A 26,298-nucleotide genomic window follows, 5' to 3' on the forward strand; every position below is an offset into this window, starting at 1 on the left:
GATGGCGCAAATTTTTATAAGCCTAGGTTCTAATGTCAATAAAGAGCACTATCTTCGACAGGCGCTTATCGCGCTGAAAGCTTACTTTCCTGATTTTATTCATTCATCAGTATACGAAAGTGAAGCGGTGGGGTTTGCAGGTAGTAATTTTTATAATTCAGTTGTTGCAGCAAAAACAGATATGTCATTAGCTAAACTATGTAAACTACTGAAACAAATTGAACTTGATAATGGCCGCACCCGTGAAGATAAAAAGTTTAGCCCGCGGACATTAGATCTCGATTTATTGTTTTATGATGACATTATCTGTGAAACACCTGCGCAATTACCGCGGGATGAAATAACCAAAAATGCGTTTGTATTACAGCCTCTTGCTGAAATAGCGCCTGATTTTTATCACCCCGTAGCTAAGCTAACTTTGGCTGAGTTATGGAATAATTATAACAACCCCCAACAAAAACTATGGAAGGTGGAGTTTTCTAACCCATGAGTATTATTGAGATAATTGTTTTAGCCCTGATCCAAGGATTGACTGAGTTTTTACCTATTTCGAGCTCAGCGCATTTAATTTTACCCTCACAAGTTTTAGGTTGGCACGATCAAGGCTTAGCATTTGATGTGGCTGTTCACGTTGGAACCTTAGGTGCAGTTGTATTGTACTTTAGAAAAGAAGTGGTCGATATTCTTGGTGCTTGGTTTAAGTCGTTTGGTGCACAAGGTGCAACCGATGATAGTCGTTTAGGCTGGTGGATTATTGTTGCGACTATTCCTGCATTATTAATTGGTTACTTATTCAAAGATTTTGTAGAGAGCTACTCGCGTAATGCATGGGTTATTGCCACCTCAACCATCGTATTTGGTTTGCTACTTTGGTATGCCGATGCTAAAGCAAAGCAAGTTAAAAATATTTACCAAGTAAACTTTTTTAGTGCGCTATTGCTGGGCTTTTCACAAGTGCTTGCTATGGTATTCCCTGGTACATCCCGTTCAGGTATTACTATTACAGTGGGTTTAATGCTGGGCCTAAACAAACAAAGTGCTGCGCGTTTTTCATTTTTAATGTCAATTCCAGTTATTGCTGCAGCAGGTTCATATTATGTATATCAGTTGGCTACTGCAGGTGAGGCGATTGATTGGCATGCAATTTTACTAGGCGCTGGTTTATCTTTTATATCTGCGTATGCGTGTATTTTCTTTTTCTTAAAAGTGATTGAGCGCATGGGCATGATGCCATTTGTTATCTATCGCTTACTATTAGGTGTTGGTTTGTTTGCATTCTTAATGCTGTAAACAGGCTTTAAACTTAATTCAAAAACACCTCACGTTGAGGTGTTTTTTTATGTTGGCTATTTGGCAAAAGTCTAATGCCGTGTAGTAATGGTAAGTAAAGCTTATATTTGGCATTATAGCGCCTTACTTATCTCTTATTCATTTTGCTCAGGACAGTAGATGCATATTCATATTCTTGGAATTTGTGGCACCTTTATGGGTGGTATTGCCGCAATCGCTAAATCGTTAGGTCACACAGTGACAGGCTCTGATCAAAATGTGTACCCACCGATGAGCACACAATTAGAAGAGCTAGGTATAAAGCTCACTCAAGGATATGACGTTGCCCAACTAGAACCTGCGCCAGATATGGTGGTAATTGGTAATGCTATGAGTCGAGGCAATCCTTGCGTTGAATACGTTCTTGATAAAGGCTTACCTTATACTTCTGGCCCAGAATGGTTAAAGCATAATTTACTGCAAAATTCGTGGGTGTTGGCTGTAGCAGGCACACACGGCAAAACAACCACTGCTAGTATGCTAGCATGGTTACTTGAATACGCTGGAATGACACCGGGCTTTTTGATTGGTGGAATCGTGCAAAACTTTGGTGTCTCTGCTCGTGTTGGCGAAACACCATTTTTTGTTATTGAAGCCGACGAATACGACACGGCGTTTTTCGATAAACGCAGTAAATTTGTACACTACTTACCGCGTACCTTAATTCTGAATAATCTAGAATTTGATCATGCTGATATTTTTGAAGATTTAAACGCGATAAAGAAACAATTTCATCATTTGATGCGTACATTACCCTGTAGTGGCAAAGTAATTTGGCCAAGCCAAGACGAAGCACTACAAGATGTGATTGAACGTGGCTTTTGGAGCGAAAGCGAAACACTGTTAGGTGATTGGGATTACCGCTTACTTAAAGCTGATGGTAGTGAATTTGAAGTGCTACTAGATTCACAAGTACAAGGTGTTGTCAGCTGGCAAGCCATGGGCGAGCACAACGTCAAAAATGCCATAATGGCCATTGCAGCAGCCAGACACGTAGGCATCGCGGTATCAGTCAGTATTGCAGGCTTAGCTGAGTTTATCTCACCTAAGCGTCGTATGGAGCTGAAAGCCGACATTAACTCAATAAAAGTGTATGACGACTTTGCCCATCATCCAACAGCAATTAAAACGACCTTAGCAGGGCTACGTGCAAAAGTAGGCACTGATAAGATAGTTGCTATTTTAGAGCCTCGTTCAAACACTATGAAAATGGGCGTGCATCAACAAACCCTGATTGATTCACTCGATGCAGCAGATGATGTGTATTTATTTGAGCCAGAAAATTTAAGCTGGTCGCTGAAAGAATATGCAGACAAAGCAGGTATGCATTGCATGAAAAGCACTGAGGAAATCATTACTCAGGTTGTTGGCAACAGTGCGCCGTCACAACATATTTTAATTATGAGTAATGGTGGTTTTGAAGGTATTCATCAGCGTTTAATCACTGCTCTTGAACAAAACTAACCAGTATACGGAGCTTAACTGTATGCAATTTAAAGATAAAATAACGTTAGCTTTTAGCGGTGCCTCTGGGGCTCCTTATGGCTTAAGGTTATTAGAAGTATTACTTGAACAGCAGTTTCAGGTGTATGTATTGATTTCAAGTGCGGCAAGAGTGGTCTTTGATACAGAATCGAATATCAAACTTTCGGGTAATGAAGACAAAGCGACAGAGCAACTGAGTACACTTTTTAATGCCGCTCCTGAGCAACTTAAAGTATTTGGTAAAGACAACTGGTTTAGCCCTGTTGCATCTGGCTCTGCTGCGCCGAAAAAAATGGTGGTATGCCCGTGTAGTGCAGGTTCAGTATCTGCAATTGCGGTCGGGGCATCAGATAACTTACTCGAACGCGCCGCTGACGTGGTCATTAAAGAGCGTGGGCAGCTGATTTTAGTCCCGCGTGAAACGCCATTTAGCGAAATCCACCTTGAAAACATGCTGAAGCTAGCACGGCTCGGCGTAACTATTATGCCTGCGGCACCGGGCTTTTATCATCAACCAGAGCAGATTTCCGATTTGGTTGATTTTATGGTGGCGCGAATTTTAGATCATTTAAACATTGAACATACTTTGACGAAACGTTGGGGTTATGGAGAGGGCAAACAGTGAGCGAAAAAACGATCGCATTAAATATTGAAGGCCTAAAAAAGGTTTATAAAAATGGTGTTGAAGCCGTAAAAGGCATTGATTTACAAGTTCAGCAAGGCGACTTCTTTGCCTTACTTGGACCAAACGGGGCAGGTAAATCAACCACTATTGGTGTTATCTCATCGTTAGTGAATAAAAGTGCCGGTCGTGTCCAGGTGTTTGGTCACGATATTGATACAGACCTTGAAGCTGCTAAGTCTGAACTTGGCTTAGTGCCGCAAGAATTTAATTTCAGTCAGTTTGAAACACTAAATCAAATCTTAGTTAACCAAGCAGGCTATTACGGTGTACCAAGAAAGCTGGCGCATGAGCGTGCTGAAAAATACTTAAAGCAGCTTGGTTTATTTGAGAAAAAAGATAAACAAGCGCGCACCCTTTCAGGTGGTATGAAGCGTCGTTTAATGATTGCTCGTGCACTGATGCATGAACCTAAATTACTCATTTTAGATGAACCAACAGCGGGTGTTGATATTGAGCTACGCCGCTCTATGTGGGATTTTCTTCGCGAGATAAATAAGCAAGGTGTGACCATCATCTTGACTACCCATTACCTTGAAGAGGCTGAGCTGTTATGTAAAAACATCGCGATTATCGACAGCGGTGTGATTGTTGAAAACACCACCATTAAAGCCTTACTTGCCAAGCTTGATAAAGAAACCTTTGTACTGGATTTAAAGCAACCTGTGCAGCCAATTAGCATTGAAGGTTATAAATACACACTGACCGATGATCACACTTTAGAAGTTGAAGTGGCGAAGTCTCAGGGCTTAAACCAAGTATTTAGTGCCTTGAGCGAGCAAGGTAACACAGTGCTGAGTATGCGAAATAAAGCAAACCGTTTAGAAGAGCTGTTTGTAGGGTTATTAGAACAAGGGCGAGGCGAATAATGTTTAAATATGGAGTAGCGCTAAAAAGTATTTGGATCAAAGAGTGTATTCGCTTTTTACGTATTTGGGTGCAAACCTTAGTTCCGCCGGCAATCACGATGAGCCTGTATTTTGTGATTTTTGGTAATCTGATTGGTTCTCGTATCGGTGATATGGGTGGCTTTAGTTATATGGAGTTTATTGTCCCGGGTCTGATTATGATGTCGGTGATCACCAACTCTTACTCGAATGTTGCCTCGAGTTTTTATTCGACTAAATTTCAAAAAAGCATTGAAGAGCTCTTAGTTGCACCAGTGCCAAACTACATCATTGTACTTGGCTACATGGGCGGTGGTATGACACGAGGCATGCTGGTTGGTTTAATTGTTACCTGTGTCTCTTTGCTATTTGTTGATATTCAAATTCATAATATTTTTGTGATTATGGCTACGGTTATTTTAACGTCGGCTGTGTTTGCATTAGGCGGACTTATCAATGCTATTTATGCTAATAGCTTTGATGATATTAGTATTATCCCGACCTTTATTTTAACGCCGCTAACTTATCTCGGTGGGGTGTTTTACTCTATCACCTTGTTGCCAGAATTTTGGCAAGGCGTATCGCAAGTAAACCCAATTATTTATATGGTGAATGCATTTAGATATGGCTTCTTAGGTGTGTCTGATGTCGACTTATCGGTAGCATTTGGTGTACTTGGTTTATTTATTGTGGGGTTATTTACCTTAGCATTAACCCTTATTAAACGTGGTGTGGGGCTTAGACACTAATGACGGATGCAAATTCGAGAAGTATTGTATCGAATCAACCTGGCTTACATGAAAAGCTAGACGAAATTGTTTTAAAGCACTTAAGTGCTGAATTTAAAAAGCCGATTGCAGAGCATACGCAAGCGGCTTTTGATCAGGTAAACGAAAAGGTGCAAGCGTTTGCAGGGCCTATTATTCTTGATTCCTGTTGTGGGGTAGGTGAAAGCACCGCAAACTTAGCAAAGCGCCACCCAGATGCGTTAGTGATTGGCATTGATAAATCATCACATCGTCTAGATAAGCATGATATCGAATACAAGCAAACAGATGCGGGGCAGTACATTTTAGTGCAAGCTGATTTAAACGATTTCTGGCGTTTAGCAGTGGCTGCAAACTGGCAACCAAGCCATCACTATCTGCTGTATCCAAATCCTTGGCCAAAAGCCAAGCACTTGCAAAGACGATGGCATGGCGCTGCTATATTTCCGTTTATCGTTAAATTAGGCGGTCGCTTAGAGCTCAGAAGCAATTGGGATATATACGTTAAAGAGTTTGCCCGCTCATTAGAGCTTGCTGGGCATAAGTGCGATGTTGAACTATATGAGAGTGATATTGCCATTACTCCATTCGAACGAAAGTACTGGGCCAGTGGTCAACAAAGCCACCGCTTGGTGATCAACCTTTAATGAATATAGGGAGTTGGCGGTGCAAAATGACTCCCTTGCATTAAAGTAACACCTGCACGAGCAAGCGCGTCTGCTATTTGTTCGTTATCAACTTGCTCAGCGATTACATCTAATTTTAGTTGCTGAGCGTATTTCACCAAGTTTTCAATAAACAGATAGTTATCTTTATTAGTATGAATTTGGCTTACCAACCCTTTATCTAATTTCAAGCCATCGATCTCAAGCTTCCTAATGTGAGGCAAGTTTGAAAAGCCTGCGCCAAATTCATTAATAAAAACCTGAGCACCTTTATTCTTTAAAGTGCTAATAAAGGTTTTTATTTCACCAAAGTAAGCAATCGCATCGCGTTCATGGAATTGAAAGATAATATTATGGGGTTGCGGATAACGCCTTAGCTGTAATTCAAAAAACTCGCTCAAGCTTGGGTCAAGGATATCCTGTGCGGTAATGTTGATACTCCAGCGTACATTGGTTTTCCTAAATTGCTCAATACAACGAGTAAATATAGTACGTCTCAAGGGGCCATCCATGCGTGAGCGCTTTAGTACCATCATAAAGTAATCAGGTGCGTGAATACGACCAGTTGAACTTACCATTCTGGCAAGGCATTGATAATGATCTACGGCCTTACTTTGGTTGTTATAAATTGCTTGAAAATAAGGCACTATGCGATTGTTATCGAAGGCTTCTTTGACTTCTTTAGCAAGGAAAACGTTACTTTTAAATTGTTCTTCAACTTGTTTAAAAACATTTTCATAGCGTATTAAACGCTGGTTGTTTAGTTTGGCCTGCTGAAGTGCTATGTGGGCGTTTTCTATCAGTAATAATTTATTACCTGTAGCGACACCTGCGGATAAGCTGACATAAATAAACGGTTCTTTCAGTGCTGGGATCGCATTGTTAAAAGCGTTTATTACTTCGTCGATATTATGCTCATCAGTATGAGTACGTAATAATGCGATTTTATTGGTTGTTAAGCGGTAAATACCGCCATCACGAGGTATACGTGATTGAAAGTACCTAAGTATGTTAGCCATCACTTTATCACTCACTTCACTGCCATAAAAACTGCTGATGTCTTCAAGCTCGTTGATGATGATAATCGCCAATTCCATACGGTGTTTGGTCGTTTTCTTTATGTGATATTCAAGGGCAACATGATTAGCAAAGCCAGTGCGTGCGTCTGTTGATAGCGAGCGTTTAAGCTGTAAGAAATATAATCCTGCTATAAGTAATGCAATAAAGAAGAAAAAGCTACTGGTAACCATCGCCCTTGTAACGCTTTGCTGAAGCTGCTGGTTTAAGTCACTTATAGTAATGTCTGCGCCAGTTATATAAGTTTGGCCATTATCATCGACAAAAGTAACAAAGATACTTTTAAAATACCCCCATTGATCCTGCGATATCTCAAAAACGGGTTCGGTCGAATAAAAGGCTTCTTTGTTAAGTTCTGTCGCTTCGGGGTAGGCATCTAAAAACTGTGTGACACGACCAGTGTTTTGATCTTTTTGAGTGTAACTTGAGGCGCTAAAGTAGACTTTGTCATCGCGAAGGACCATTGCATACACATAAGCAAGTTGCATTTGCTTTGCGTACTCTGAAAGGGCAAGACTCTTTTCTTTGTAGGTAGAACTGGAAATAGGTAGACCAGCATTGACTGTATTATGGTAGTCATCACCTAGGATATGCTTGACACTGACCGCGGCATTTAGCAATTTGCTATCGATATTTGCCATGATCTCACTACGTGTGGTTTCATAGGTATAATAGATATAGCCAAATAAACTAATAAAAAAAACGGCGAAACCATATAGCAGCCAGCTAGTTTTTTGCATTCCTTTGGGCATAAACGTTCCCTTTGCGGTTATCGTTTGATTATACTTAAAAAATACTTCTCTGATAGTATAATTTGACCGCAAATTTCATCAATAAATCATTTTTTTGTCATCGAAATTATGCCTTTTTAGCTTTATGCGAGACATTTTCGTGATATTCCAGTAAAGTTAGCCAATTTCGTAGCAACAGTGCCGCAAAAGTGTTCACCAAGATGTCCCATCATCAGGTGCATTTTTAGCTGCTAATTATGGGTATTAGGATGGATCAAAAGCGTTGTGCCGTCGCCTCTAAAGAAAGCTTGATTCGTATTTTTACGGTGCCAGAAGCACCAGACTCGACATTAAGTAAAATCGAATCTGAAATTTCTAGCAACTTAGCTGGGTTCTTAAATGAGAATATAGCTGCAATTGAAAAGCCTTTGCACGAAATTGAAAAAGACTTTCAAACGGCCACTATCCCAGAAGAGCCAACCTTTGTTTCTGATTATGCTCAAGATATTATGGAGCAGTTGGTTGCTCATTCAGTGCACACTGCTGCACCAAGCTTTATTGGTCACATGACCTCAGCGTTACCGCATTTTGTGTTACCGCTTTCTAAATTAATGGTCGGTCTAAACCAAAACCTAGTAAAAATTGAAACTTCAAAGGCATTTACGCCTCTAGAAAGACAAGTTTTGGGCATGATGCATCACCTTGCTTATGGTGAAGACGACAGCTTTTATAGCAAATGGATGCACAGTGCGAAAACGTCATTAGGCGCATTCTGTTCAGGTGGCACTGTCGCTAACATTACCGCCTTATGGATTGCCCGCAACCGTTTATTAAAAGCCAATGGTGACTATAAAGGCATTGCTGCACAGGGTTTAATCGCGGGAATGCTGCACTATGGTTACAAAGGCTTAGCTGTGCTTGTTTCTGAGCGAGGCCATTACTCATTAGGCAAAACCGTTGATCTACTGGGTATTGGTCGCGATAACATTGTCGCAATCGCAACCGGCGAAAATAATAAAGTCGATGTCGATGCGATGCGTAAAAAGGCCCATGAGCTTGAAGCGTCTGGCATTAAGGTAATGGCACTTGTGGGTGTTGCTGGTACGACTGAAACGGGCAGCATAGATCCACTCAATGAAATGGCTGATTTAAGCGAAGAACTAGGTTGTCATTTTCATGTTGACGCTGCATGGGGCGGTGCAACCTTACTTTCTTCAAATTACCGCCACCTTTTAAGCGGTATCGAACGCGCTGATTCAATTACCATTGATGCTCACAAACAAATGTATGTGCCAATGGGAGCGGGGTTAGTGTTATTTAAAGACCCTGCAGCGACGGATGCTATTGAGCATCATGCGGAATATATTCTTCGTAAAGGCTCAAAAGATTTAGGCAGTCATACCCTTGAGGGCAGCCGCCCAGGTATGGCAATGTTAGTGCATGCTTGCTTACGTGTTATTGGCCGTAAAGGCTACGAGATGCTAATTGATCGCAGTATCGTGAAAGCGCGCACTTTTGCCGATATGATCAAGCAGGATGAAGATTTTGAATTAATCTCTGAGCCTGAACTTTGCCTATTAACCTATCGTTACGTACCAAAAGAAATCCAAGCGAAACTGAAAGAAGCAGACGAAGAAACTAAATTAGATATTTACGCTTCGTTGAATCGCTTTACTGCAAGCATGCAAAAGCGTCAGCGTGAAGCGGGTCGCTCTTTTGTATCGCGTACACGTTTAACACCTGCAAAATATGACCATCAGCCCACCGTGGTTTTTCGTGTTGTATTAGCCAACCCGTTAACCTCTAAAGCAATTCTAAAAGATATTTTAGCGGAGCAAAAAGAGCTGGCGAAAACCGACCCGGTATTTAAAAAATATTTAAGTAAGTATATGGATTAACAAAGGGAGCGTGATGCTCCCTTTTTATTATACCCAAGCCACCTCAAGATGCAGAATTCAGCGTTTCACAGGTGCTTAATATCAAGGCGTTACTTTGCAAGAATGGTAGTCCCTTTTAAGAAGTAACAACGATGAGAGTAAGTGCCTGTGAAGCGCCCGAAGGGTTGGTTTAAAAGCGATTTATACTGCGTTATTGATTTTAACAATAGAACCACTATTACTTGCAATCAATGCCTTGCCTAAATCGCTTTTAATTCCAACTGAAACTCGCATCTTGAGGTGGTTTGGGTATATTAACTAAAGCAGCTTGCTTTAATCATGTTACTGATAATCGCTTGTGATGGTTTAATTTTTTCCATCGCCAAAAACTCATCTGGCTGGTGGGCTTGGTTAATTGAGCCGGGCCCCATGACGATGGTTTCGCAGCCAAGCTGTTGAATAAAAGGGGCTTCTGTACAATAGTTTACAGCGACAGCGGGTTGACCTGAGATTTTTTCGGCCAGCTTTACAAGTGCTGCATCAGTGCTACCACTAAATGCTGGGATAGGTTCATGCATGTCGATAACGCTCACTGCATTTGGGTATTGGGCATTAATCTCTTCTGCGGCTGTTAGCAAAATCGCTTGTAGTTCTTGCACACTTAAACCAGGTAAAGGCCGCATATCAATGTGCATTTCACAACAACCACAAATGCGGTTGGCATTATCACCACCATGAATATGACCAAGGTTCAAAGTAGGGTACGGAATTTCAAAGTGCTCAACTGAATATTTATTCTTTAATTCTTCTTTGATGATTAACAGTTTTGTAATCATTTTATGCATGACTTCGATGGCGTTTAAACCACGTTCAGGATCAGAGCTATGGCCTGAGCGACCAATTACTCTAATGGCTGTACTCATATGGCCTTTATGAGTAAATACCGGTGTCATATCAGTTGGCTCACCAATGATGCAGCGCGCTGGTTTTAAGTCTGGGTGGCGGCAAATTTGTTGTGCCCCCGCCATTGTGGTTTCTTCATCGGCTGTGGCTAGGATTAAAAGTGGCTCTGTTTGCTTAGTTTCATCAAGCTCGCTGATAGCCTGTAGTACAAAGGCAAAAAAGCCTTTCATATCAATACTACCTAAGCCATAAAGTTTATTGTCATGCTCGCTGAGTTTAAATGGATCGTAGTTCCAGCGGCTATCATCAAATGGCACAGTATCAGTATGACCTGCAAGCATTAAACCGCCATCTCCTTTACCGCGTTTCGCTAATAAGTTGTAACGGCCTTTGCCGTTTTCAAGCTCTGTGATTTCACATGTAAAACCCAGGCTTTCGCACCAGTCTGCGAGCAAGGTAATTACTCCTTTATTGCTCATGCATAAAGAATCTTCAATCGCACTAATTGAAGGGGCAGCAATTAGCTGCTGATACATAGATATAAAAGAGGGTAGCGACATAAAAAAATCCAAAAATAATTATTCAATCTAATTGCATAACAATATAAAAGTATTTATGATGAATATCAATTCACTTTTTGAGCATAAATATTAGTAAAGCTGTACGATGAACACGAAACGACGATAACCTGATTTGATTACTTTAGACAGTGTTTTTATTCGCAATTGAGCGAGTAATTTTAGGCGTATCGATAAACAGATTTAATAGGTAAAAGTAAGCAATGAATGTAGTGATTATTGGCGCAAGTGGTTATAGCGGCGCAGAGCTAGCAAGTTTAGTTGCTAAACACCCCAAACTGACCCTACAAGCATGTTATGTGTCTGAAGGGAGTTTAGATAAAGGCAAATTATTAAGCGATTTATACCCTGAGCACCTTGGATTGTTAGAGTATCCACTACAACCTCTAACAGCTGAGGCTTTCCAAGATATCGAAAGCAATGCTGACTATGTATGCCTGTGTACTGATCACAAGGTCAGTGTTGATCTTGCTCCGAAATTTTTAGCCATGGGTAAAAAAGTATTCGACCTATCTGGTGGTTTCCGTTTAGCTGGGAATGAGGATTACCTGACTTATTACGGTTTCGCACATGAACACCCTGCGCTTTTAGAGCAAGCAGCGTATGGTTTAGCCGAATGGAATAGCGATGCGATTAGTAAAGCGAGCCTTGTAGCTGTCGCGGGTTGTTACCCAACAGCGGCTCTTAATTCTTTAAAACCACTTAAAGAAGCTGGGCTATTAGCTGATCAAGCCATTATTGTTAATGCGGTGTCAGGTGTTACAGGCGCTGGCAGAAAAGCCAGTGTTAACACGCACTTTTGCGAAGTGTCACTTGCTCCTTATGGCTTGTTTAACCATAGACACACACCTGAGATTGAGCAGCACCTTGGTCACCCTGTGTTATTCACCCCACATTTAAGTAATTTCCCTCGCGGAATTTTAGAAACTATTTATGTGCAATTAAAACCAGGCGTAACAGCAGAGCAAGTCAGCGCGGCGTATCAAGTGTTAGCTAACGAGCCGTTAATTCGTTTACTTGGCAATAAAATTCCAAGCATTAAAGGCGTCGCTAAACAACCATTTGTTGATATTGCATGGCAGCAAAAAGGTGAGCAACTCATCGTTATGTCAGCAATTGATAACCTTCTAAAAGGCGCAGCTGGGCAAGCATTACAGTGTATTAATTTAGCCATGGGTGAACCTCACCACACTGGTTTGGTAGGAGCGCTGTAATGAAAATTTGGATCATTAAAGTCGGTGGTGCTGTGTTAAATAGCGCAGATGCCGCAAAAGCGCTTTTTGATGTTTTAGCCTCTGAACAAGATAACTTTGTTATTGTTCATGGTGGTGGTGCCTTGGTTGATGCTTGGCTTAAAGACGCCGGCTTTGTAACTGCAAAACATCAAGGTTTACGTATCAGCCCAAATGAGCAAATGCCATATATTGTTGGTGCTCTTGCCGGTTGTGCCAATAAACAATTGATGAGCCAAGCAATCAGCGCTGGCCACAAACCTGTTGGTTTAAGCCTTTATGAAGCGGGTGTACTGGTATCTGAAAAACTTAAAGTATTGGCGCAAGTAGGTCAGTGCTCAGGTAGTTGTGACAGCGTGCTACCTAGCATGCTTGAACAAGGTCGTTTACCTCTAGTGAGCTCTATTGGTTTTGGGGAAGATGGCCAATGGTACAACGTCAATGCAGATGAAGCTGCAGCGGCTATCGCTAAAGAGCTTAATGCAGAACTTATTTTTATGACAGATGTAGAGGCTGTGCTTGATGCCAATAAGCAGCCACTACATCAACTTAATACGCAGCAAATCGAAACACTTATCCTTGAAGGAGTTATTCAGGGCGGGATGGAGGTCAAAGTAAAGACCAGCCTTCTTGCTGCCCAACATTTACGACGTGGTGTGTATATCTCAAGCTGGCTGAAGCCAGAGAATTTAGTCGCTTTATTAAAAGGCGAGCATGTAGGAACGAAAATTACACCATAGGTATTTCATGTTAAAAAATTTCTTAAATGGTCTTGAATTAGACCAAAAAGGCGCACTTAAATTACTAAACTTAGCGCAAAAAATTAAAGCAAACCCAACAGACTTCAGCCAAGCATTAGCGGGCAAATCAGTGGTTACCTTGTTTGAAAAGCCAAGTTTACGTACTCGTTTATCATTTGATATTGGTATTAATAAACTGGGTGGTCACGCAGTTTATTTAGATTCACAAAATGGTGCCATGGGCGCTCGTGAATCGGTTAAAGATTTTGCTCTTAATATCTCAACTTGGGCTGATGGCATTGTTGCTCGCGTGAATGCGCACAAAACACTGACCACACTTGCTGAATATTCATCGGTGCCTGTTGTTAATAGCCTATGTGATTTATATCACCCATGCCAAGCACTTGCTGACTTTCTAACGCTGCAAGAAGTGCATGGCGATGTTAGCAAACTAAAGCTTGCTTACTTAGGTGAAGGTAACAACGTCACACACTCTCTAATGCTATTAGCAGCCAATTTAGGCACTGATTTTGTTGCAGTTTGTCCTAAAGGTAGTTCGCCAGATTCGCAAATTCTCAAGCAAGCAGAGCAAATTGCAGCAATGAATGGCGCGTCTGTTATGGTGAGTGACAGAATTGAGGCGGCAGTTGGCGCAAATGCAGTCTATGCTGATACCTGGGTTTCAATGGGTGATAAAACACCGCTTGAGCAGGTAAAAGCTAAATATATGCCTTATCAGCTTAACCAAGCCCTATTAGAGAAAACCGGTGCGCAGACTGTACTTCACTGTCAGCCAGCGCATCGTGAGTTTGAAATTACCTCTGAGGTAATGGATGGTCCAGCATCAAAAATTATTCAACAAGCAGAGAATCGTATGCACGCGCAAAACGCTCTACTTGTCACATTATTAAATCCAAATTTTGTTTAAGGAACACCAATGAGTTCAATTAAAAAAGTCGTATTAGCCTATTCTGGTGGTCTTGATACATCGGCAATCGTGCCATGGTTAAAAGAAAACTACGGCTGTGAAGTAATCGCGTTTGTTGCTGATGTAGGCCAAGGCGCAGAGGAGCTTGAAGGCGTTGAAGAAAAAGCCATTGCTTCAGGTGCGTCGGAATGCCATATCGTAGACTTAAAAGACGAAATGGTCAGTGATTATATTTACCCAACTTTAAAAACGGGTTCTATTTACGAAGGCACTTATTTACTAGGTACGTCTATGGCGCGTCCAATCATTGCTAAAGCGCAGGTTGAAATTGCCCGTAAAGTAGGCGCTGATGCGCTTTCACATGGTTGTACTGGTAAAGGTAACGATCAGGTGCGTTTTGAGTCATGTTTCGCAGCCCTTGCACCTGATCTAAAAGTGATTGCACCGTGGCGTGAGTGGGACTTATCAAGCCGTGAATCATTACTTGATTACTTAGCTGAGCGTAATATTCCGTGTTCTGCGTCAGCTACAAAAATTTATAGCCGTGATGCTAATGCTTGGCACATTTCTCACGAAGGTGGTGAGCTTGAAGATCCATGGTGCCAACCAAGTGATCAAGTATGGACGTGGACTAACTCGCCTGAGCAAGCACCTAATGAAGCAGAATATGTAACATTAAACGTTGTTGAAGGTGAAGTGGTTGCTGTTAACGGTGAGTCATTAAAACCATATGACTGCTTAGTTAAATTAAATGACATTGCTGCGCCGCATGGTGTGGGTCGTGTTGATATCGTAGAAAACCGTTTAGTGGGTATGAAGTCGCGTGGCTGTTATGAAACACCAGGAGGCACTGTGATCATGGCTGCTCTTCAAGCGATTGACGAGTTAGTGCTAGATAAATCAAGCCGTAAATGGAAAGAAGTGCTTGGTGGTGAGTTCTCTCATTTAGTCTATGATGGTCGTTGGTTTACACCATTAAAAGACTCGATTCTTGCAGGTGCTGAATCACTGTCTAAGTTAGCAACGGGTGAAGTAGTGCTTAAGCTTTATAAAGGCCAAGTCACTGCGGTACAGAAAAAATCACCGAATAGCTTATACAGCGAAGATTTCGCAACCTTTGGCGAAGATGATGTATATGACCAATCTCATGCAGAAGGTTTCATTCGTTTATTCTCGCTTTCAAGCAGAATCTCAGCACTAACGAAAAAGTAATTTAATTATTGCCCTGCATCGCAGGGCAATAGCCGAATTTGGAGACAGTTCAATGGCACTATGGGGCGGACGTTTTTCTAAGGGTCCAGATGAAGCGTTTAAACAATTCAACGATTCACTTCCTTTTGATTATCAACTTGCAGAGCAAGACATTATTGGTTCAGTTGCTTGGGCTGGAGCGTTAAAACAAGTAAACGTTTTAAATCAGCAAGAATATGATGACTTAGTTGCAGCACTTAATAAGCTGTTAGATGAAGTTAAAGCGAACCCACAAGCAGTGGCTGTAGCAGGGCATGAAGATATTCATTCTTATGTTGAATCAGCACTGATTGATAAAGTGGGTGACCTTGCTAAAAAGTTACACACTGGTCGTAGCCGTAATGACCAAGTAGCAACAGATTTCCGTTTATGGTGTCGTGATACAGCTGAGCATATTCTTGAAGCAATCGCAGAGCTGAAAGGTGAGTTTATTGCCTTAGCTGAGCGTGAGCTTGGCACTATTTTACCGGGTTACACACACTTACAGCGTGCACAACCTGTGTTATTTAGTCATTGGTGTATGGCTTATGTTGAAATGCTTGAGCGTGATGAGAGCCGTTTAAGCGATGCCAAAAACCGTATGAACTATTGCCCACTTGGTAGCGGTGCATTAGCCGGTACTGCGTACCCAATTGATAGGCAAATGCTTGCCGAAGGGTTAGGCTTTACCGGTGCTACACGCAATAGCCTTGATGCTGTATCAGATCGTGATTTTGTGGTTGAGCTATTAAGCTGTGCATCGATTTCGATGATCCACTTATCGCGCATGGCTGAAGATTTAATTTTCTATAACTCGGGTGAAGCGGGCTTTATTGAGCTTTCTGATGGGGTAACATCAGGCTCTTCACTAATGCCGCAAAAGAAAAACCCAGACGCACTAGAGTTAATTCGTGGTAAAACTGGCCGCGTTTTTGGCGCATTCAGTGCCATGATGATGACATTAAAAGCGCTACCACTTGCTTACAATAAAGATATGCAAGAGGACAAAGAGGGCTTATTTGATGCGATGCCAACTTGGCTGGCATGTATTCATATGGCGCAAGCGTGTATCAAAGGCATTAAAGTTAATGCAGATAAAACATTAGCAGCTGCAAAAGGTGGTCACTCAAATGCGACTGAACTTGCTGATTATTTAGTGGCTAAAGGTATTCCATTTAGGGAAGGTCATCACATTGTTGGTACGCTCGTGCAAATGGCTATTACACAAGGGAATAACTTAGAAGATTTAAGTTTAGAGCAATTTAAGTCAGTGCATAGCATTTTCGAATCAGATGTATATCCTGTATTAGAAATAGACGCCTGTATTAAAGCAAGACAAGCACTCGGTGGTACCTCTCTCGAGCAAGTAACAAGTGCCATCAAATACGCAAAAAAAAACAGCAAATAGCGGTACGTGACGCAACCTTAAATGATGTTGAGTCTATCGCTAAGCTTATTCAGCATTGGGCTACGGTAGGTGAAAACCTACCACGAGCTAAAAGCGACATGATTCACTCAATTAATGAGTTTGCTGTCACTGAAGTTGAAAACCAAGTTGCAGGCTGTGCCTCGCTGTATATTTACGATACCGGCCTTGCTGAAATTCGCTCGCTTGGGGTGAATCCTGAGTCACGGATTGCTGGGCAGGGGCGTCAACTTGTTGAATACCTGCTTAAAAAAGCCAAAAGCTTGGCGCTTAGTCGGGTAATTGTTCTGACAAGAGTGCCAGAATTTTTTGCAAGCCAAGGTTTCAGCTTTTGTAGCAAAGACAGTTTGCCAGAAAAAGTGATCAAAGATTGTGAGCTTTGCCTTCGTAAAGATAATTGCGATGAAGTGGCAATGGAATATATTTTAAAGCCGAGTAATAGCGCGGTGATCCCGTGTAAACACGTGGCTTAATTTTCCCTGGATAGGAAAAACGCACAGTTACCCCTGTGCGTTTTTTTATGTCTGAAATTTAGATTTACTGACTTTTATGATCAAAATGATCAACTTTTGTAAAAGTTGGATCGTTAATTGCTTTTATTATCAATGCGGTGGCAACGCCGCGATGAAGTATAAAAAAGCGTCAAAAAAATGAGAGCGCTTAACTCAGCTTACAAGCTATTGTAAGCTACACTGAAAAAACAATTAACTTAAAGGAATTAACTTATGCAAGTTTCAAACAATAGCCAATTGCAAATGCAAGCTTACAGCCAAATGCAACAAACAAAGCCTGCTTTGGAACAAACTACTAGTAATAAAACCCTGCAATCTGATACAGTAACTTTATCAAAAGAAGCGCTGTCTTTATCAGGTGGTGTAGAGATTCAACGTGGCGGTGGTGCAATGCTCCCACCTAGCAAGAAAGAGTACTAGGAACTGAATGTCTTTTATAGAGCAACTAGGTTTTTTTTCCCTATCCGCAATGAGTGCGTGGGGATTTTTAATGGCGTTCTTTTTTAATATTTTTGTTTATTGTATAGATGAAAATAAAAGAAAAACCACGTTGCTCTTAAGCTCATTTATAATGATGCTCTCCTATCTAGGAGGGGATTATTTTTTCAATTGGATAACTTATACTGCTACTACTTTTCTAGATTGGGCTCTTTATGATCTAGCTACACTTACATTCTTGGTTGTTTCTTTCTATTTTGTAAAACGTACTACGCCTTCATTTATTTATCTTATTGTAGGCTTGATAATTAACACAATTTTGTTCCTTTCTGTTTACCTAGACGTTGAAGTTTATAAAAATACCACTCATTGGATTTTATGGGATGTGTATTCTCTCGGAGTCAATATAGTTGACTTTACAATGATTATTGCTCTAATTGTTGATCGCGACTTTCTATTCTTAAATAAATTGAAAAACTTTGTTTTTGCTTCTGCAAAGACTCATAAATTAGCTTAATAATAACAGCCATGTACATAAGTGACTTTGTCGGAAGTTTGATAGGATCTTTCATTGAATGGGGGTTCTTAATGGCTTTTCTTTTTAATTTAGTGACCCACATTAATAAACCTGATAAACGCTTAGTTATTTTGGCGTTTATAATGATGGTTTCATACTTTTTAAGTGGTATTTTTAACTTATCTATTTATAGCTATCTAAACTGGTTTTATTTCGACCTGCTAACCATAACAACAATTTTAGCGTGGATTTGCATTACAAAAATAGGCACTTTTAATGCGATCTACTACATTGTCTTCGGGTTGCTTTTAAACGCAACTTTGATGATTAGTATATTTTTAGATATTTTTGTTATCGAAAACAGAACACCTTGGGCACTCTGGAGTATCTATTCGTTTGGAGTAAATACCGTTGATATAATTATGCTCATTGCATTGATTACGAATCGCGACTTTTTTCTTTTGCATAAACTTTGCCGTCTTATGAAATATAAAATTAGAGCGTCATTTTTAGATAAACCTGAACACCTTACTAACGCTTAATGAAACTCGTAGTATTTTTAGAGTAGCTAAATTTTAAGACTTACTTCATGCTTAAACTAATCCAAGACAACTTTGGAGTATACCTCGCAGCATTCATCATGTGGGGGTTTTTGATGTCGTTTCTTTATAACATGGTAAAGAAATCATCTGTACCGAATGGTGACAAAACAGTGATGTGGATCTCACTTGCACTGTTTATTTCTTACATGATGAGCGACCCATTACTCAATATCGCGCTTGGTTATGATATGTTAGATTCAAGCTTTGCCTATGTCATATGGGCGCTATCTGATTTAACAATTCTGCTAATTGTATGGTTAATTGCTCGAAAGCGAAATCTTGCACAGGCTCCAGCTAAGCTTTATGTGTACACTGGGCTTCTCGTCAATTCATCACTGTTTTTAGCCATGTATTTCGATATTAACTATGCTTATACTGGAAGTTGGTGGTTTTGGGATGTTTACAGTATCACTGTGAATCTGATGGATATCATGATGCTCATCGCTCTTTTCAGTAATAAAGACTTTTTAGGGCTTGTGAAGCTATATAGGCGAGTTCGAGGCCAAGCTGAACCAGCTTGACCTCATTAGTTAGAAACGGAATTCCCAACTGGTTCTAAGGGCTGTGTTTGTTTCTGACTCATCGCCTATTTCATCTTTTGAAATAAGCCCCGTCACTTTCCACAGACCATTAAAGACAGATTGTTGATAACCGAGTTCCAACTGTAGCTGACTCATATCTGATGCGAGCTCAGCTTGCGCCGCTTCGCTTTCAATCCAACGAAGCTTAGCATGGCCACCATAACCATTTAGAGTGTGGTAATAGGCGCCAAGGATAGCAGATTTACTTTGTCGTGGTGTTGAGCTGCCAATTAAACGTGAGCGTTGTGTATAGCTACCAGAGCCATATACGCAATCACTAATTTGCTCACAAGTTTGCTCTGTATTGGAGTATTCAAAGTAGCTTTTTAATAGACTTTCTTTCGAGCCAAAATAGCTTTCAACACCCAGCGTATAAAAAGGCTCGCTCGGTGCTAAGCCACTTTCATTTCGACCCATTACCTCAGCATAAAAAGCAATAGGTTGAGCCGCTAAAGTGGTTGAGTACTTAACATCTAAGCTAGTTAAACGGTGTGTTGATTCACTGCTTTCGAGTGTAACAGGGTCAATTTCTAGGTTAGTTAAATAATCAGAGCCTGCACTGTTAATTGCTATTTCAAGGCCTGTTAATGGCGTACTTGCAAATCGGAGCGCCCAAAAGTCACCGTCATCTGAGCTATTTAGATATGGCTTTTGTTTGGCGTAAATACCCGTTAACTGCCAGTTACCGATAAATGATAACCAACTTGGGCCTACATATTGTGTATTTGCTCTAGTAAAGCGAACGCCTTTCATTGGCGCCGCATTATTTGATAGTAGTAGGGCGTTATCGTTACTTGGCCCCCACCAATGGCTTACTTGCTCTGCACTAAGTGACCAATTACCCAGGAGTATGGCTAAATAGCTATCTTGGTAAGTAACATGCTGCTTATCAAGGGCGTCATCGGCGTAATTTACACTGACTTTAGCGCTAACACGCTTCCCAGTGATTGAACCATAACTATTTACACCGCTTTCTTGCTGGTGGCGTTTACCAAACCCTTGCTGAGACAGTGGCTCGCTGTTGTAGTTTAGGCGAATACCTGAACTAGTTTTTTGCTTTGCATTATCAAGAGCATGTTTTACATGCTGATACGCAAATAAGCTTTGCTCATCAAGTTGGCTGGTATTGGCAACGTCTAGGTCCCGTGCGATACCTTGCCACATTAATGGGTAGCTATTAATAGGCTGTTTAATAATGCCTTGGTTAAATAGCATTTCGATTGAAGCGCGAAGCAGTGGGTCGTCGCTTTCTATCCATGGCCCAGCAACACTTGGCGCAGAGATCATTAGTAATGCAGTTAAGCTAATGAACTTTTTTAATTTCATCCGTGAATTTTATCCTGTAAGGCTTTGGCTACAATAGGGTCAACAAACTCGCTCACATCGCCATTGTGGCGTGCAACTTCTTTAACTAGAGTTGATGATATAAACGAATTCTTTTCTGCTGGTGTTAAAAATACACTTTCTAGATCAGGGTTTAGACGACGATTCATATTAGCTAACTGAAATTCATAGTCAAAGTCAGACACAGCACGAATACCGCGAATAAGTACTTCGGCTTTATGGTCGCGAGCTAAATCAGCCAATAAGCCAGAAAAACCAATTACACTCACGTTATCAAGGTGCGCCAAAATCTTATTAGCAAGTTCAACACGCTCATCAAGGGTAAAGCAAGGTTGTTTACTTGGATTATGCGCAATGGCAACAATCACTTTATCGAACATTTTTGCCGCGCGATGAATTAAGTCTGTATGGCCATTTGTAAGTGGGTCGAAAGTGCCCGGATAGATTGCAGTAACGTTCATAACTATCAGCGATTTATAAATTTGCTTGCTATATTAACAGTGTTTTCTCGACTATGCAGCTTAGAAAATACGCGTATCGGATTAGGAACCTTCACCTATATAAGGTACTAAGCCGATTGAGGTTAATATTTTTCAAGGTAGTATTTAATTGTCGCGCATTTGTTTATACTGCTCGGCTGGGGACCGTAATAATCATAAAAAACAGAGTAAATAGGCTATGAGCACAAAGGACAAGATCATACACACCAGCATCGAATTATTTAATCGCCACGGTGAGCGTGCCATAACAACTAACCATATTGCTTCGCATATGGGGATAAGCCCAGGTAACTTGTATTATCACTTTAAAAATAAAGAAGATATTATTCGCCACATATTTGCTTTGTATAGCGACCATTTACATACCCACTTTAAGCCACTGACTCCTGACGATGATGCACTAGAAAACCTAGCGGGCTATCTTGATTCGCTATTTGAACTTATGTGGCGTTTTCAGTTTTTCTACGACAACTTAGGCGATATTTTATCTCGTGATGAAGAGCTGAAAAAAGGCTACATTGCGTTTCAAGCAGAGCTTTTGGAGCAAGTAAAAGAGGTACTTTTTGCATTACGAGAAGGCGGTATCATTTGTATTGAAGATGAAGATGTTACAGAGCTTGCGCATATGCTTAAAATGACCGTGAGCTTTTGGACACCTTACATCAAAGCTCGCCGCTTAAGCGGCGAACTTGCCAGAGCCGATATTTATAACGGTATTTTAAAGGTATTGCTGCTATTAAAAGCCCATTGCACCGAGCAACACTTAGAGCAAGTAAATCAATTAAGGGCAAAGTATTTAGCCCTTGCTGAAACAGAGCAAAGCGAACTATAACCCCGCAAAGCAGTTTATTTCCTAGACGCTATAATTTTTGTTATAATCGCGCGCCCTTGAGGTTGCTATACCTTAGGGCGTGTGAAATCCACAGTCTAAGAGTGAACTATGCTTAAATTTATCGTCAAATTACACCCTGAAATCGCGATCAAGAGTAAATCTGTTCGTAAGCGTTTTACCAAGTTATTAGAAAATAACATTAAGATCGTTTTGCGTCGTGTTGACGAAAAAGTGCAGGTAAGAAACAACTGGGACAATATCTCTGTTGTTAGCTTGCTAGAATCTGAGCAAGTTCGTTTAGATATTATCGATGGCTTAAAACGTATTCCAGGTATCGTACAGTTTATTGAAGTAACAGAAACAGACTTCGACTCAATCGACGATATTTACCAAAAAGCACTTGAACTAATCGGCCACACGATTGCGGGCAAAACCTTCTGTGTGCGTTGTAAACGTTCTGGTAAGCATGATTTCACATCGAGCGATGTAGAGCGCTACGTAGGTGGTGGTTTAAACCAGCATGTTGAAGGTGCGCGCGTTAAATTATCTCACCCTGAAGTGACTGTTCGCTTAGAAGTACGTGATGATAAAGCATACATTGTTACTCAAACTCACTTAGGTATGGCGGGCTTCCCGTTGCCAACACAAGAAGATGTATTATCGCTTATGTCGGGCGGTTTTGACTCTGGTGTTGCAAGCTACCAAATGATCCGTAAAGGTGCACGTACTCACTTCTTGTTCTTTAACTTAGGTGGTGCGGCGCACGAAATCGGTGTTAAGCAGGCAAGTTATTATATCTGGAAACAGTTCAGCTCTACTCACAAAGTGAAGTTTGTTACTGTTGATTTTGAACCTGTTGTTGCTGAGATTTTAGAGAATGTTGAAAACAGCCAAATGGGTGTTGTGCTTAAGCGTATGATGATGCGTGCCGGTAGCCAAGTTGCAGAAAAACTAGGTGTACAAGCATTGGTAACTGGCGAAAGTATTGGTCAGGTATCAAGCCAAACATTGGCAAATCTAAGTGTGATTGACCGTGTGACGGAAACTTTAATCATTCGCCCTTTAATCCAACACGACAAGCAAGATATTATCAATATTGCGCGTCAAATCGGCACAGCAGAGATGGCAGAAAGCATGCCTGAATACTGTGGCGTCATTTCTAAAAAGCCAACAGTTAAAGCTAAAATCAAAACTATTCTTGCCGAAGAAGCTAAGTTTGACTTCGACGTGCTAAATACAGTTGTTGAAAATGCACGTGTGATGGATATTCGTGATATCGACACCGAAGCAAAAGAAGAAGTGAAAGAAGCTGAGTCTGTATCTGATTTACCAGAAGGGGCGGTTGTTGTTGATATTCGCTCACCTGAAGAAGAAGACGCAAACCCACTAGAACTTGAAGGTATTGAAGTTGTACATTTACCTTTCTTCCGCTTAGCGACTAAATTTGGCGACTTACCAAAAGATAAAGAATATTACTTATATTGTGCTAAAGGTGTGATGAGCCAGCTACAAGCGCTGATCTTGCACGAAGAAGGCTTTAGCAACGTAAAAGTGTATCGTCCGTAAGAGATACTGATAAAAGCGCGACATGTTCGCGCTTTTTTAATGTCTGAAATCATTACGAGAACTTTCCCCTTGTAGCTTAACTTTTTATTTTTATCATGCTGAGCATTGCTTGATTATAGGGGGTTTTTATTCCTAACTTAGCGCCTTGCTCGCACACATAACCACAAATTGCATCAATTTCAGATTCTCGATTATGGCTGATGTCTTGTTGCATAGAAGAAAAGTTTTCAGCGGTGGCTGTCATCACAGAGTAGGCTTGATCCAGCGCCTCGCTGAGTTTTACTTTAACTCCTTGTTTATTGGCGACTAGGCACGCTTCACTAAGTAAATTGATTATGCGCGTGTTAAATTGCGGTGCACGTAGCTGGCCATTTTTTACGTTATGAATTGCTGTTAACGGGTTAATGGCAATATTCACTAACAGTTTTTGCCATCGCAATGAGTGAATATCATCGCTCACAGAAAAATGCGGCAAGTAACTAAACTGCTGCTCAAGCTCGTTGAGCCTTTCGCTTGCAGTTGCATTACATGCGCCTAGCACACTTTCACCATTACCTGTATGGTTTACGCTATAAGGCGTTGTTTTAAAACCAGCTAAACGCGTGGTTAAAAACGCTAATCCTTGCGTATTCAAAAGCTGGGCATTAAGTTCATCAACATTACCCATGCCATTATGAGAAATAACGATTTGGCATGTTCTACTGAGATAAGGTTTTATTTGCTTAAAGGCCGCTTGAACTTGAAATGCTTTTACTGTTATTAACACCAAATCAAAGGGCGCTGTATGACCAAGCTCTTTGTGATTAATGAGATGGGCTTTGATAGGGTGTGATTTACCATTGCTTGCTTGATAAAAACGTGTGGTCAGGGTCGGCTTACGGGTCAGTAATGTGATGTCATGTTGTGCAGATAAAAAATGGCTAAACAATAAGCCAATCGCACCATCGCCAACAATTAAAACATTAGCCATTACGTTGCTTTCTACCTAAATGAAAACCAAGTTTTATAGCAAAATAGCTGATGGCACCAATAAAGTCAGCGATAAAGTCACCAACCGAGGCTTGACGGTAAGGCAGCATATCTTGCATAAACTCAATGGCCGCACCATATCCGGCTAACAGTAAAATTTGCACCATAAGTGGTAATTTAAAGGCTTTATCCATCACCAAAGCCAGTACAAAGAAAATACCAAAATGCGCCACTTTATCTACGTGTGGGAAGAGGTTACTCACCCCTTTAATTTCTTTGGCAAACAAAATCGTAAAGCCAATAATGCTGGCTAAAAAGATAACTTGGTAAACACGCCTTGTCACAATAAACCCTAAAAATGCCGAAATTGAATGGCCAGTATATCAAACAATTTTTGCATCGCACCTGAACAAGCCGGATAAAAATAGAAAGAATCGACAAATAAGCGTTATAATTGCCAACCATAAATGAATTTAAAAAAGACTATGTTAGGAGAACCCCATGCCTTCATTTGATATTGTTTCTGAAGTAGAAATGAACGAAGCGCAGAATGCAGTAGATAATGCAAAGCGTGAACTAGAGACACGCTTTGATTTTCGTGGTGTTGATGCATCAATCGAACTAAGTGATAAAGTAATCAAGTTAAAAGCAGAAGCACCGCAACAAGTAATGCAACTTTTTGACATTCTTGCTGCGAAAATTTCAAAGCGTGGCTTAGATGTATCTAGCCTTGAGCTTAAAGATGAATCGCGTAGCGGTAAATACGTAATGCGTGACGTTGCTCTTAAGCAAGGTATCGAAAAAGACGTAGCGAAGAAAATCGTTAAGTTAATCAAAGATTCAAAAATTAAAGTACAAGCTGCTATTCAAGGTGAAGAATTACGTGTAACTGGTAAAAAACGTGATGATTTACAAGAAGCAATGCAAGTTGTTCGTACTGCTGATTTAGGTCAACCATTCCAGTTCAAAAACTTCCGCGATTAATATATAGCTTTAAGTTTTAAGCTATAAGCCTGCAAGTTTCTGAACTTTACAAGGAGCGTATTTTGAGACGAATATTAGATTACAGAGAAAAGATATCTTCTAGCTATTTTCAGCTAGAGGATATTTATGTCAGTAAAAAACAAAACAATAGATCGTAATAAACAGAAAATACACAGGTCCACACAGTACTTATTTTTATCAACAAATACCAAGTTTGTGGGTAAAATGATGACTAAACCAAGACTTTTATTTAAAAGCCTTGGTTTTTTTTGTTTCTAAATTAGAATGCTGGCTTTTCATTTCACTAAGGAGAATGTATTGAAAAAAGTTTTAGTGTTGGCAGGGGCTGTTATTTTATCTGGATGTGCATCAAATAAGTACTCGCAGCCAATGGTTGATGGGCCCAGCGCCAAACTTCGTTTAGCGTCTGTTCCTAGCAATAATAATTTTATCAATGTACCTGAAAAAAGTGAGTGTATTGCTAAAAAAGTAGGGTCAAATAATCACATAGCCACTCTTGGTGTTAAAGCAAACCTCGTAAGAAGTCTCAGCCGTTTAAACATGCCAGCTTATGATACAGAGCTTGGTGACTCGCATCAAAATGAAGTTTATATTCCTGCAGAAAAGCAATTTTCATTTCAATTTAATGGGGTTGGAATTACCGGCTTTTCTCCAGGTCAGAACGATTCAGGTGGTGTGCTGTACTCTTGGTGTAGAAAAATAATAACTTTCATGCCAAAAGAAGATGCTAACTATGAGGCTTTATATGATTACGTTGAGTTGCCTAATGGGAAAGAAACGTGCGGTGTAAAACTGTTTGAAATTGTACTTTCGAATGAAGGTACTTATGAAAAAGTTGAAAGCTCAAACTATAAAGTTGTTGAGAATTACTGTGATTAATATTGAGTATTTTTCT

General features: G+C 40.6%; 26 protein-coding genes and 1 pseudogene. 21 read left to right on the forward strand and 6 right to left on the reverse strand.

What is annotated here, in order from left to right:
• Nucleotide 1: 1 nt before the first annotated feature.
• The 7 genes from folK (at nucleotide 2) to trmB (ending at nucleotide 5,797) form a co-directional block, all read left to right on the forward strand.
• The gene (folK, locus tag L1266_RS05395) at nucleotides 2-490 is read left to right on the forward strand and encodes a 2-amino-4-hydroxy-6-hydroxymethyldihydropteridine diphosphokinase (RefSeq protein WP_235377047.1); all 489 of its coding nucleotides are present in this window, start codon (nucleotides 2-4) and stop codon (nucleotides 488-490) included.
• Nucleotides 487-1,290, forward strand: a complete 804-nt coding sequence (locus L1266_RS05400) for an undecaprenyl-diphosphate phosphatase (RefSeq protein WP_054551079.1) — start codon at nucleotides 487-489, stop codon at nucleotides 1,288-1,290. The genes folK and L1266_RS05400 overlap by 4 nt, the downstream gene beginning before the upstream one ends.
• 159 nt (nucleotides 1,291-1,449) lie before the next feature.
• Nucleotides 1,450-2,793 (forward strand): UDP-N-acetylmuramate:L-alanyl-gamma-D-glutamyl-meso-diaminopimelate ligase, encoded by a 1,344-nt coding sequence (gene mpl, locus L1266_RS05405; protein ID WP_235377048.1) that lies wholly within the window; start codon nucleotides 1,450-1,452, stop codon nucleotides 2,791-2,793.
• Nucleotides 2,794-2,815: 22 nt separating this feature from the next.
• Nucleotides 2,816-3,439: a flavin prenyltransferase UbiX gene (locus L1266_RS05410; RefSeq protein ID WP_054551081.1), complete on the forward strand. Its 624-nt coding sequence runs from the start codon at nucleotides 2,816-2,818 to the stop codon at nucleotides 3,437-3,439.
• Entirely contained in the window at nucleotides 3,436-4,365 is a 930-nt protein-coding gene (locus L1266_RS05415; protein ID WP_235377049.1) for an ABC transporter ATP-binding protein, read from the forward strand. The genes L1266_RS05410 and L1266_RS05415 overlap by 4 nt, the downstream gene beginning before the upstream one ends.
• Complete coding sequence (locus tag L1266_RS05420) at nucleotides 4,365-5,132, forward strand: ABC transporter permease (protein ID WP_036970898.1); 768 nt, start codon at nucleotides 4,365-4,367, stop codon at nucleotides 5,130-5,132. The genes L1266_RS05415 and L1266_RS05420 overlap by 1 nt, the downstream gene beginning before the upstream one ends.
• On the forward strand, nucleotides 5,132-5,797 hold the full coding sequence (gene trmB, locus L1266_RS05425) for a tRNA (guanine(46)-N(7))-methyltransferase TrmB (RefSeq protein ID WP_054551084.1): 666 nt from the start codon (nucleotides 5,132-5,134) through the stop codon (nucleotides 5,795-5,797). Before L1266_RS05420 ends, trmB begins: the two co-directional genes overlap by 1 nt.
• Here trmB and L1266_RS05430 read toward each other — a convergent pair.
• Nucleotides 5,794-7,644, reverse strand: coding sequence for an EAL domain-containing protein (locus L1266_RS05430; protein ID WP_138599663.1), 1,851 nt, complete (start codon nucleotides 7,642-7,644; stop codon nucleotides 5,794-5,796). The two genes, trmB and L1266_RS05430, sit on opposite strands and share 4 nt — an antisense overlap.
• A gap of 248 nt (nucleotides 7,645-7,892) precedes the next feature.
• Here L1266_RS05430 and panP point away from each other — a divergent pair, with 248 nt between their 5' ends.
• Entirely contained in the window at nucleotides 7,893-9,521 is a 1,629-nt protein-coding gene (panP, locus tag L1266_RS05435; RefSeq protein WP_187489838.1) for a pyridoxal-dependent aspartate 1-decarboxylase PanP, read from the forward strand.
• Nucleotides 9,522-9,814: 293 nt separating this feature from the next.
• Here the strand turns inward: panP and argE are convergent, their stop codons facing one another.
• A complete protein-coding gene (gene argE, locus L1266_RS05440; RefSeq protein ID WP_235377050.1) occupies nucleotides 9,815-10,963 on the reverse strand; it encodes an acetylornithine deacetylase in 1,149 nt (382 codons plus the stop codon).
• A gap of 221 nt (nucleotides 10,964-11,184) precedes the next feature.
• On the opposite strand from argE, the gene argC reads away from it, so the two are divergent.
• The 9 genes and pseudogenes from argC to L1266_RS05485 all read left to right on the forward strand — a co-directional run bounded on the left by argC (nucleotide 11,185) and on the right by L1266_RS05485 (nucleotide 19,127).
• A complete protein-coding gene (gene argC / locus L1266_RS05445; RefSeq protein ID WP_235377051.1) occupies nucleotides 11,185-12,195 on the forward strand; it encodes an N-acetyl-gamma-glutamyl-phosphate reductase in 1,011 nt (336 codons plus the stop codon).
• The gene (gene argB, locus L1266_RS05450; protein WP_235377052.1) at nucleotides 12,195-12,953 is read left to right on the forward strand and encodes an acetylglutamate kinase; all 759 of its coding nucleotides are present in this window, start codon (nucleotides 12,195-12,197) and stop codon (nucleotides 12,951-12,953) included. The genes argC and argB overlap by 1 nt, the downstream gene beginning before the upstream one ends.
• A 7-nt stretch (nucleotides 12,954-12,960) precedes the next feature.
• Entirely contained in the window at nucleotides 12,961-13,881 is a 921-nt protein-coding gene (locus L1266_RS05455) for an ornithine carbamoyltransferase (protein WP_054551090.1), read from the forward strand.
• Between the two features lie 9 nt (nucleotides 13,882-13,890).
• Complete coding sequence (locus L1266_RS05460) at nucleotides 13,891-15,093, forward strand: argininosuccinate synthase (protein ID WP_054551091.1); 1,203 nt, start codon at nucleotides 13,891-13,893, stop codon at nucleotides 15,091-15,093.
• 52 nt (nucleotides 15,094-15,145) lie between these two features.
• Nucleotides 15,146-17,010 (forward strand): annotated as a pseudogene (gene argH / locus L1266_RS05465) (argininosuccinate lyase).
• Nucleotides 17,011-17,262: 252 nt separating this feature from the next.
• Nucleotides 17,263-17,469: a hypothetical protein gene (locus L1266_RS05470; protein WP_199530179.1), complete on the forward strand. Its 207-nt coding sequence runs from the start codon at nucleotides 17,263-17,265 to the stop codon at nucleotides 17,467-17,469.
• 7 nt (nucleotides 17,470-17,476) lie between these two features.
• Nucleotides 17,477-18,004 carry a hypothetical protein gene (locus L1266_RS05475; RefSeq protein WP_199530178.1) on the forward strand — a complete coding sequence of 176 codons (528 nt, stop codon included), beginning with the start codon at nucleotides 17,477-17,479 and terminating at the stop codon, nucleotides 18,002-18,004.
• Between the two features lie 71 nt (nucleotides 18,005-18,075).
• Complete coding sequence (locus tag L1266_RS05480) at nucleotides 18,076-18,546, forward strand: hypothetical protein (protein WP_199530177.1); 471 nt, start codon at nucleotides 18,076-18,078, stop codon at nucleotides 18,544-18,546.
• Nucleotides 18,547-18,593: 47 nt separating this feature from the next.
• Complete coding sequence (locus tag L1266_RS05485) at nucleotides 18,594-19,127, forward strand: hypothetical protein (protein WP_166340586.1); 534 nt, start codon at nucleotides 18,594-18,596, stop codon at nucleotides 19,125-19,127.
• Between the two features lie 9 nt (nucleotides 19,128-19,136).
• On the opposite strand, the gene L1266_RS05490 is transcribed toward L1266_RS05485, so the two are convergent.
• Both L1266_RS05490 and coaD read right to left on the reverse strand, forming a co-directional pair.
• The gene (locus L1266_RS05490; protein ID WP_235377053.1) at nucleotides 19,137-20,513 is read right to left on the reverse strand and encodes a capsule assembly Wzi family protein; all 1,377 of its coding nucleotides are present in this window, start codon (nucleotides 20,511-20,513) and stop codon (nucleotides 19,137-19,139) included.
• On the reverse strand, nucleotides 20,510-20,992 hold the full coding sequence (gene coaD, locus L1266_RS05495) for a pantetheine-phosphate adenylyltransferase (protein ID WP_054551099.1): 483 nt from the start codon (nucleotides 20,990-20,992) through the stop codon (nucleotides 20,510-20,512). The genes L1266_RS05490 and coaD overlap by 4 nt, the downstream gene beginning before the upstream one ends.
• 217 nt (nucleotides 20,993-21,209) lie before the next feature.
• Between coaD and L1266_RS05500 the strand changes: the two genes are divergently transcribed.
• Nucleotides 21,210-21,863 (forward strand): TetR/AcrR family transcriptional regulator, encoded by a 654-nt coding sequence (locus L1266_RS05500; protein ID WP_054551100.1) that lies wholly within the window; start codon nucleotides 21,210-21,212, stop codon nucleotides 21,861-21,863.
• Nucleotides 21,864-21,971: 108 nt separating this feature from the next.
• On the forward strand, nucleotides 21,972-23,429 hold the full coding sequence (gene thiI, locus L1266_RS05505; protein ID WP_062566412.1) for a tRNA uracil 4-sulfurtransferase ThiI: 1,458 nt from the start codon (nucleotides 21,972-21,974) through the stop codon (nucleotides 23,427-23,429).
• Between the two features lie 76 nt (nucleotides 23,430-23,505).
• Here thiI and L1266_RS05510 read toward each other — a convergent pair whose 3' ends face one another.
• Nucleotides 23,506-24,399, reverse strand: coding sequence for a ketopantoate reductase family protein (locus L1266_RS05510; protein ID WP_235377054.1), 894 nt, complete (start codon nucleotides 24,397-24,399; stop codon nucleotides 23,506-23,508).
• Nucleotides 24,392-24,742, reverse strand: a complete 351-nt coding sequence (locus L1266_RS05515) for a VanZ family protein (protein ID WP_054551103.1) — start codon at nucleotides 24,740-24,742, stop codon at nucleotides 24,392-24,394. Before L1266_RS05515 ends, L1266_RS05510 begins: the two co-directional genes overlap by 8 nt.
• A 157-nt stretch (nucleotides 24,743-24,899) precedes the next feature.
• Here L1266_RS05515 and L1266_RS05520 point away from each other — a divergent pair, with 157 nt between their 5' ends.
• Entirely contained in the window at nucleotides 24,900-25,382 is a 483-nt protein-coding gene (locus L1266_RS05520; protein ID WP_054551104.1) for a YajQ family cyclic di-GMP-binding protein, read from the forward strand.
• A gap of 318 nt (nucleotides 25,383-25,700) precedes the next feature.
• Nucleotides 25,701-26,282 (forward strand): hypothetical protein, encoded by a 582-nt coding sequence (locus tag L1266_RS05525; RefSeq protein WP_138619262.1) that lies wholly within the window; start codon nucleotides 25,701-25,703, stop codon nucleotides 26,280-26,282.
• Nucleotides 26,283-26,298 lie beyond the last annotated feature (16 nt).

It is taken from the genome of Pseudoalteromonas sp. Cn5-37, from assembly GCF_021532495.1.
Lineage (GTDB): Bacteria > Pseudomonadota > Gammaproteobacteria > Enterobacterales > Alteromonadaceae > Pseudoalteromonas > Pseudoalteromonas simplex.